Source organism: Planktothrix sp. FACHB-1355, from assembly GCF_014748295.1.
GTDB lineage: Bacteria > Cyanobacteriota > Cyanobacteriia > Cyanobacteriales > Aerosakkonemataceae > Aerosakkonema > Aerosakkonema funiforme_A.
The window spans coordinates 1-7861 of sequence record NZ_JACJUP010000203.1 but is presented as its reverse complement, the minus strand read 5'-3'; the positions used below and the strand labels follow the sequence as shown (position 1 = coordinate 7861).

Below are 7861 nucleotides of genomic sequence, written 5' to 3'. Positions count from 1 at the left end.
TAAACGAATTACAGCTTTTTCGCCGCCAATGCAGGGAAGTGTACTGACCCGCATATCTAACCCAAGTTCGGTTTCGGAACCGAGTTTATAACTTTCGCCAATTCTGCCATCTTGGGGACGACGACTTTCGGCGATGTCCATGTTGGACATGATTTTGAGGGCGACAACGACTCGGCGGCTGATATCCAGTGGCAGAATGGTGATGTCTCGCAGAATGCCGTCAATGCGATAGCGGACTCTTAAGCCATCGGGAGTCGGTTCTAGGTGAATATCGCTGGCGCGGTAGCGTAGGGCACCGGAAATCAGGGTTTTAATGCGGCTAATTTGGTCATCGGCTTTGGAGAGATAGAGTTCTGTGACTTCGCTGATGTCTTCGGTTTCTGCTTGACCGGTGATGGGGTTGATGGGGGAAGAGGCGCTGATGGAGTTGGCGTCGAAGGTTTGGGTGAGGTGCCAAGCGCGGTAGCTTTTGTCGGCAATGGGGATAATTTTGATGTCGGTGAGGGTGCGATCGCACAGTTGGTTGATGTCTTCGTCGGCAAGTGCGATCGGGCTACCTAAATAGTAACAGTTGCGCCAGAGTAAGAGGGGAATTACGGGTAGTGAATTATGACGATTTGCAACTTGTCGAAAAAATCGGGAGGTAAGTTCTAAATCTAGTAAGTCGAGGTTAACTATTCCCGCTTCGTCTACTAATAGTTTTAAGGCTTTGTCAGAAGTGATTTCACCAGTTTTCAACCGTTGCCAAGGTGAGGACAAATTCAAGGAAGTTCGCATAGCTATTTTCGTTCAAATTGAAGCTGATTTTGAGTTAAATTTTGGCAAATGGTTCTTAGCTGTTCTATCTTTCAGGAACGGCTATTGTTCCATCAGGCATTGTTGTCCTACTAAATTTGGCACGCTCTAAATTACTAGCATTCAAGTTAGCACCACTCAAATTGGCATCACTCAAGTTGGTACCGCTCAAGTTGGCACCACTTAAGTTGGCACCACTTAAGTTGGCACCGCTCAAATTCAAATTACTTAAATCGAGGTCAGTTAGATTTGCACCACTCAGGTTACATCTTACACATTGACCTGTTTCCAGTAATTGTCTGATTAATTCTCCGGTACAGAGCTTATGAAGATTCAACGTGCGACCATCTGCTGTTTGCATATAGCAAGTTAACCGATCGACTTCTGAATTTGGAACTACTGGATATGTAATAGTTCCTACCCACCCACTTCTACTTGGTTTACGCTGAGCAGAAGGGATATTAGTTTCCGGCCCACCATCTCCGCGTGCAACACCTGCGCTTAGCGTGTCGAGCAGTAAAAGTGCGATCGATAAAAAAGCGGGCAGAAAATCTAACAGGGCGTTACGTGTTTTGTACTGTTTCACTTGTAGCCTCACTTCCTGTAAAAATGGAGAGCTTGCCAGTATTGAAGTAATCATGGGAACTTGCAAACATGGCAAGCAGGGGTATAGTTTAGGTAAACTTCACAGCACTAAGTAGTTACAGCAATGGAAGTTTTGTAGATTTCAATTGCGCTTCTATCCCTAATGGATTGCTAATCAACGACTAACCTTGTCACAGAGGTACTTGCCTCCAGTTGTGCTGTAGCAGGAGGTGCGTTGTTTTTTTGCTTCTCCAGAAGGGATAGGCGTCAGTGAAGCCACAGTGTAGTAAGAAACGCCAGCGATGGTGTTTCCCGCGCCATCAAGATCGTTAAAGGTTATGGAAGTTCCTGATGCCTGTTTTGAAGAATTCCATTCCCTTTCAGGATTGCCAGCAACGGCTGGACGCCACATTTGAACGTATACAGAACAGCCTGGAAGGTTAGAAGCAGTGACAGAGAGATCGATGGTCGCAACAGTGATAGTAAGTTTGCTAGAAGGAGTTGGCGCAAAAGTGTTACAGCTAGTACTTCCAGGATTATCAAGTAAAGCCTTTCCAACAACGGGGTTAGCATAGACAACTTTACCGTTCTTTTCAGCACGACCTTTGTATTGAGAACCATCTTCATATATGGTCCAGCCTCCGAGTTGGCGACCATTCCACCCTTGTTCGACGCCATTTAATTGGATACTGAAGTGTACGTGTCTTCCTGTAGCAGACCCGCCACAACCGGTAGTTGTCCCAGTTTCTCCTAGATATGTTCCTCGTTGAATAGATGTTCCGTCCTTGATCTGAGCCGTATTCTGAAGGTGGTAGTAAGTTGTCTGCCAACCATTGGACTGCCTAACCTGAACTTGCGAACCGGAACAAGTCTTGTAAAAAAGCCCTTCAGTAGCTGCCTTAACTTTTTGATCTCCTCCGCTAAAGTCCAAAGCACTCCGTACATTATTACCCGGGTTAGCCGAATTGCGAAGATGTGGTCCTTGGTTAAAATTCCATGACTGACCAGGTGTCCAAGGTAAAGATAAATTGGCGCTATTATCACCCGCCAAGGCAACTAGCTTACCGCCATACTGAAAATTACTGCTCCCAAGAACTCTCTTTTCCTCATCACTTACAATATCTTTTGGAGCCTGGTTAATCCAGGTACTGAAAGTTGGTGTAAAGTCAATGGCAGCAATCCACCCACTTTTTGTCTTTTGCGCTAACCACAACCTTGTCCAAGGTGCGCCTTCTCCTGAAGCATGAGGAATAGAAATTGAACCAAAAGCCCAATTTCCAGTTGCATCTACTCGCTTCACTTCGTTGAATACTTTCTCGGTAGACGGTGCGCCTTTTAATCGCGCAGCTTTTTCAACCGCTTTGTCAACATTAGCATCTCCTTTTTCGGCCATGAAAGTATCTCCTGGCGGGAAAGAAATGCGAGGCAATTCTTTGCCCATAATCAGCAATAAAGTTGAAACCGAGCCAAGCAAAAGTATGGCTAATTTGAATGGCAGTCTTTTGGCGATCGTAGTCATAGTTATTCAAGAGGTAATTTGGTCAGAGTTTCAGACACAGCACTTTCAGCCCAAGCTATAATGCTGGACTAATAGCTAAAAGCGCTGGATGCGGGTGAAAGGTTTGATTTGCTTCTGCTTGTTTATTGGGATAAGGTTTCAGGCAATATGCGCGTGGGATAATTTTTTTGGCGATTTGCGATCGAGATCGCCTGGATAGCTTGTTACTGCTAAGCTTTCAGGCGATGCGCTACTCGATCGATCTCATCGATCTGCATAATCTCCCTCTTGCAGCACCAATAAGCTTAGTGGCACACTTCAAAAAACTGTATATATTTGGAATAAGAAGCCAAAATGCCCAACTTTTTTAACAAAGATAGCATCCCCAGGCTGCCGGAACGCCCAAATAACATTGATAAATTCTGCACGTATCTCTGTATCGTTGAACGCAATGGACGGATGGCGATCGAATGGAAAGATCGGCTGTATTTGAAACGCAATTTGGAATTATATGCAGCAAAAGCGCCAGAGTTTGCTAACTTATGTCGCCAGCAAGATAAAGGTAGGGGTATGGCATTATTTTGGATGAATGTGGCGCTGAATGAGCCACATTCTGCCATGCTGGCTTTGGAACATTTGGCGGCTTACTTTGAAGCAAGCTGCTATCAAGCAGCTAAAAATGTTTGGCAAAAGTCTAGCGATCGACCTTGGGAAGAATATCTCGATATTGCTAGATTTATGATTTACCATAAGGAGAATTTTTTGAAAGTTTTAGAGAAATACGATCTGGAACGAAAAGTTAATTTAGATACCTATATTCATGAGGTTCTGATCAAAACTATTAAATCAGAAGCTGCTGTTGGTCGGTTTTCCCCCTGGCGGTTGTTGTACAAAAAGAGTGAAGACGAACTGAAGGAAGCCTTAAAAAAAGACGGACAGCGGGAACCGCAAATTTCCAAGTTTATATTCGCTCGGAAATATTTCAAAAAAGTTTATTTAATTAACACAGTTCAAAACCCTGCCAGATTAGTTGGACAAAAATACCCTGCACCCGATGCAGAAGATTTCAACGAGATTGCGAAGTGCTACAATGCTGAAAAATTGCTACCTTCCGCACCCCATGAAGTATCTGCCAGTCCGGGTACTGTGACTGGCGAACAAATTAAAGAATGGATGGAACTTTGTATAAAAGCCTTACAACGTTATTGCTCAAATTCAATCAATCCTGTTTCTATTGAAGTCCTCAACGAGTATGGAACTGAAATAAAGAATGAAGATTCCGATCCTTCTAATGACGCGGAATGGCAGAGTTTTTGGGATGCGGTTGAGTCAGGCGATGCAGTTAATCGAACTGACGCTGCTTTTCGGGAAGAGATGGCAAATATTAAAGTACTGGTTGAAAAGGGAATTCAACAAGGAAAGCTGCAAACTTCTCACCAAAAAATACCGTTACTTTACTATGGTGTTGGCTTAACCCAAACTTTAATAGGAAAGAGATTGGGAATCAATCAAACTAATATCGGTCGCCATCTTTGTAAATACTACGAAATGCACCTGCTCAAAAAGTTAGGGGAAATTTCGCAGCCGACTGAATGGGTAAAGCCGTATGTATCGGGTTGGTTAGTGAAAGATTATACATCTCCTCGACACTCAGATTTGATTCAAGCAGCTTTAGTGGAAGCGCTCAAAAAATTTATTCCTGAATACCGAGAAATATTGCAACTGCGCTATGGGGAAAATTTGACTGAAAGGCAAATTTCTGCGCGGCTGTGCATAAATGAAGCGGAAGTTAAACAAAGAATATGTAAAGCACAGTGTTGTTTGGAATCTGACCTACTACAGGTAATCGCGCAATGGCAAGATAAATATGTAAAATCCTGGCTTTACAGGTTTTACAAACTGACTGTTTATTCAGTCCTGGAATCAGGACTAATAAATCTTTCAGAGGAGTGTCAAGATGTTGTCATATATTCCTATTGTCAGAGGCGCAACGAACAACAAACGGCAAAGCAATTAAATTTAGCTGAGCATCAGGTGAAGGAAAAACTCTGCTTAGCTCAAATGCAGTTGCGGGATACTGTAGTTGATTGGGTTCAGGAAAATTTGGATATTTCTCTGGATAGAGAAGCAGAACTCTCAAAAGTCAATATAATTTTGCAAGAATGGTTGCAAAATTTGTACAAATCAAGTCAAGGAGCATGAAATAATGTTTAGTTTAAATCAAAGAGAAACAGCTAATTCTGATTTTCTGTTTTTAGATATTGGCCCTGAAGACTTACAAGAAGCATGGCAACAATCTCAAAAACAATCGAATGCGATCGCACGTCATAATGCCTATCTGAATTACGTTTGTTTAAAAAATTTCCTGAATTGGTTTGCAGAAGAATCTGAATGTGAAATATCAGTATGGCCTAGCTTTAAAAGGCTAGCAAATATTTGGGAAATTGTCAACGGTTCGGCAATTCAATTAGGTCAAAATCGGCTGGTGTTAATTCCCAACGATGATGCTGAAGTGGAAAAGTTGTGCGTACCGCAGGAATGGGTGGATATTCCTAATTGGGTGGCTGACTATTATCTGGCGGTATCGGTAGTTTTGGATGGAGATGAGGATGAATGCTTCCTCAAAGTATGGGGTTTTACGACTCATCGTCAGTTGCGGAATAATGGCAGATATAATGAGAGCGATCGCACCTATAATTTGCCAATCAAATATTTAACAGCCAGCCTCAACGTGATGCAAGTAACATTCGGATTGAACGTGCAGCAACAAGTCCCCCAGTTGCCAAGTTTATCCCATGCAGAAGCAACAAGATTGTTAGAAATTTTGGGTGACCCATCTCTTTATTCTCCCCGCTTGCGAGTGGATGTACCGTTTGAAAAGTGGGCAGCATTATTGGATAATGATGAATGGCGACAAAAGTTATACGATCGACGCATGGGACGTTTGGTTGAGGTAGCTAGTGCAGCGCCAGTAAAAAATTTGGGTAAATGGTTTCAAGGAATTTTTGAGGCGGGTTGGCAGTCTCTCGATACACTTATAAATACAGAGTCGAGTAATTTAGCTTTTGGGTTTAGAAAACGCGATCGCAAAAGAGAAGAAACAAAGGTGTCTGTCGAGGGAATCAAGCTGATCGATTTGGGAATGCAACTGGGAAATCAATCAGTGGCGCTATTAATTGGTTTGACACCGGAGTCGGGGGAAAAAGTCGGGATTCGGGTGCAATTGCATCCCGCTAGGGGACAAATTTATCTACCGCCAAATATCAAATTAATATTGCTCTCTCAATCGGGTCAAGTTATCCACGAATTGCAATCGCGCCTTCAAGATAATTTCATTCAATTGAAACGGTTTACTTGTCCGATGGGAAAAGGTTTTAAAATCCAAGTGGCGATGGAGGAAATGTCTATTACAGAAGATTTTGCGATCGAAGCTTTTGGAAACGATAATTATGAGTAAATTAGTGATATTAAACCTGGGGAACGGTAATTTGCTCGAAGGGTTTCCTTTTGTGACCGTTCAGCTACAGGAGGAGGGCAATTCTAATTGGAGACAATTTACAGGTAGTTTACCAGCTAGCGCCGATATTCTCGACATTTACCGCCGTTGGCAATTGCTTTATGAATTGCTTTACGAAGCGCGTTCTATCAATGTGAGTTTGCGGCAATTTCCCAGCGCCGATGAAGACATCAAACTAGATGAAGTTGATGTTACTCACGTTTCTGATGCGGAGTTCAACGAGGTATGTCAGAAATTCCAAAACAAAATTGATAGTTGGTTGGATTCTGAGGAATTTCGCCATATCGATCGTCAACTGCGAAAGCAATTAGCACCTGAAGATCGCATTCGCGTCATTATTCAAACTGAAGACAACCAATTGCGGAAAATTCCTTGGCATCTGTGGCGGTTTTTTAGGGATTATCGCCACGCAGAAGTAGGTTTGAGCGCGTTGGAATTTGGGCCTGCAAATTCGGCCAAAAATAGCGCTAAGCAAGTCAGAATCTTGGCTATTTTGGGCGATCGCACTGGCATTGATGTGGAAGCAGATAAAAAATTATTGGAAAAATTACCAAACGCTCAAACAGTCTTTTTAGTAGAACCGCAACGCCGGGAATTGGACGAAAAACTTTGGGATAAACAGGGATGGGATATTCTTTTTTTTGCGGGACATAGTTCGACGCAAACAGATGGTGAAACTGGTCATATATATATAAATCGTGCCGATAGTTTAACGATTAATCAGTTAAGAAATTCTGTCAGTAAAGCGATAGAAAGGGGATTGCAACTGGCAATTTTCAATTCCTGCGATGGGTTGGGATTGGCGCAGCAATTAGACGATTTGCATATTCCCCAAATCATTGTGATGCGGGAACCAGTTCCCGATAAGGTAGCGCAGGAATTTTTGAAGCATTTTTTGAGAGAATTTGCTGAAGGTCAGTCGTTTTATTTAGCAGTGCGAGAAGCGCGAGAAAGATTGCAGGGAATCGAAACTGAATTTCCCGGTGCTAGTTGGTTGCCGGCAATTGTTGACAATCCCGCGCAAATGCAGTTGACTTGGGAAAAATTGCGGGATAAAACTAAACTTAAAGAAACACCTATTATCCCATTGAATCGGCGGTCAAAACCGAAATTGTCAACTATTTTGATGGCGAGTTTTGTAGTAACTAGCTTGGTGATGGGAGTGCGATCGATCGGATGGTTGCAATCATGGGAGTTGCAAGCGTATGATGGAATGATGCGAATGCGATCGTCCGAACAGGCAGATCCTCGCCTGTTAATAGTTGGTGCAGATGAAGAAGATATCAGGAAATACAAACATCCTATCCCTGATGAAATACTTGCCAAACTAATAGACAAACTTCAACAACATCAACCGATCGCCATAGGTTTAGATATCTATCGCGATTTACCAGTACAACCAGGTTATCCAGCCATGATAGCTCATTTTGAGCAAAACAAACGCTTGATTGCTGTGTGTAAATATA

At 42.8% G+C, this 7861-nt stretch carries 6 protein-coding genes; 3 read left to right on the top strand and 3 right to left on the bottom strand.

Going from position 1 to position 7861, the window contains the following annotated elements:
- The 3 genes from H6S82_RS11375 to H6S82_RS11365 form a co-directional block, all read right to left on the bottom strand.
- The coding region (locus H6S82_RS11375) for an ATPase, T2SS/T4P/T4SS family (protein ID WP_191056236.1) at positions 1 to 777 on the bottom strand (777 nt) is incomplete at its 3' end.
- A 64-nt stretch (positions 778 to 841) separates the two neighbouring features.
- Positions 842 to 1156: a pentapeptide repeat-containing protein gene (locus H6S82_RS11370; protein WP_190468632.1), complete on the bottom strand. Its 315-nt coding sequence runs from the start codon at positions 1154 to 1156 to the stop codon at positions 842 to 844.
- Between the two features lie 399 nt (positions 1157 to 1555).
- Positions 1556 to 2899, bottom strand: a complete 1344-nt coding sequence (locus tag H6S82_RS11365) for a peptidoglycan DD-metalloendopeptidase family protein (RefSeq protein WP_190468575.1) — start codon at positions 2897 to 2899, stop codon at positions 1556 to 1558.
- Positions 2900 to 3232: 333 nt separating this feature from the next.
- On the opposite strand from H6S82_RS11365, the gene H6S82_RS11360 reads away from it, so the two are divergent.
- The 3 genes from H6S82_RS11360 to H6S82_RS11350 all read left to right on the top strand — a co-directional run.
- Positions 3233 to 5080 (top strand): sigma factor-like helix-turn-helix DNA-binding protein, encoded by a 1848-nt coding sequence (locus H6S82_RS11360; RefSeq protein WP_190468577.1) that lies wholly within the window; start codon positions 3233 to 3235, stop codon positions 5078 to 5080.
- Positions 5081 to 5084: 4 nt separating this feature from the next.
- Entirely contained in the window at positions 5085 to 6335 is a 1251-nt protein-coding gene (locus tag H6S82_RS11355) for a DUF1822 family protein (RefSeq protein WP_190468580.1), read from the top strand.
- The coding region (locus H6S82_RS11350; protein WP_191056235.1) for a CHASE2 domain-containing protein at positions 6328 to 7861 on the top strand (1534 nt) is incomplete at its 3' end. The genes H6S82_RS11355 and H6S82_RS11350, both read left to right, overlap by 8 nt.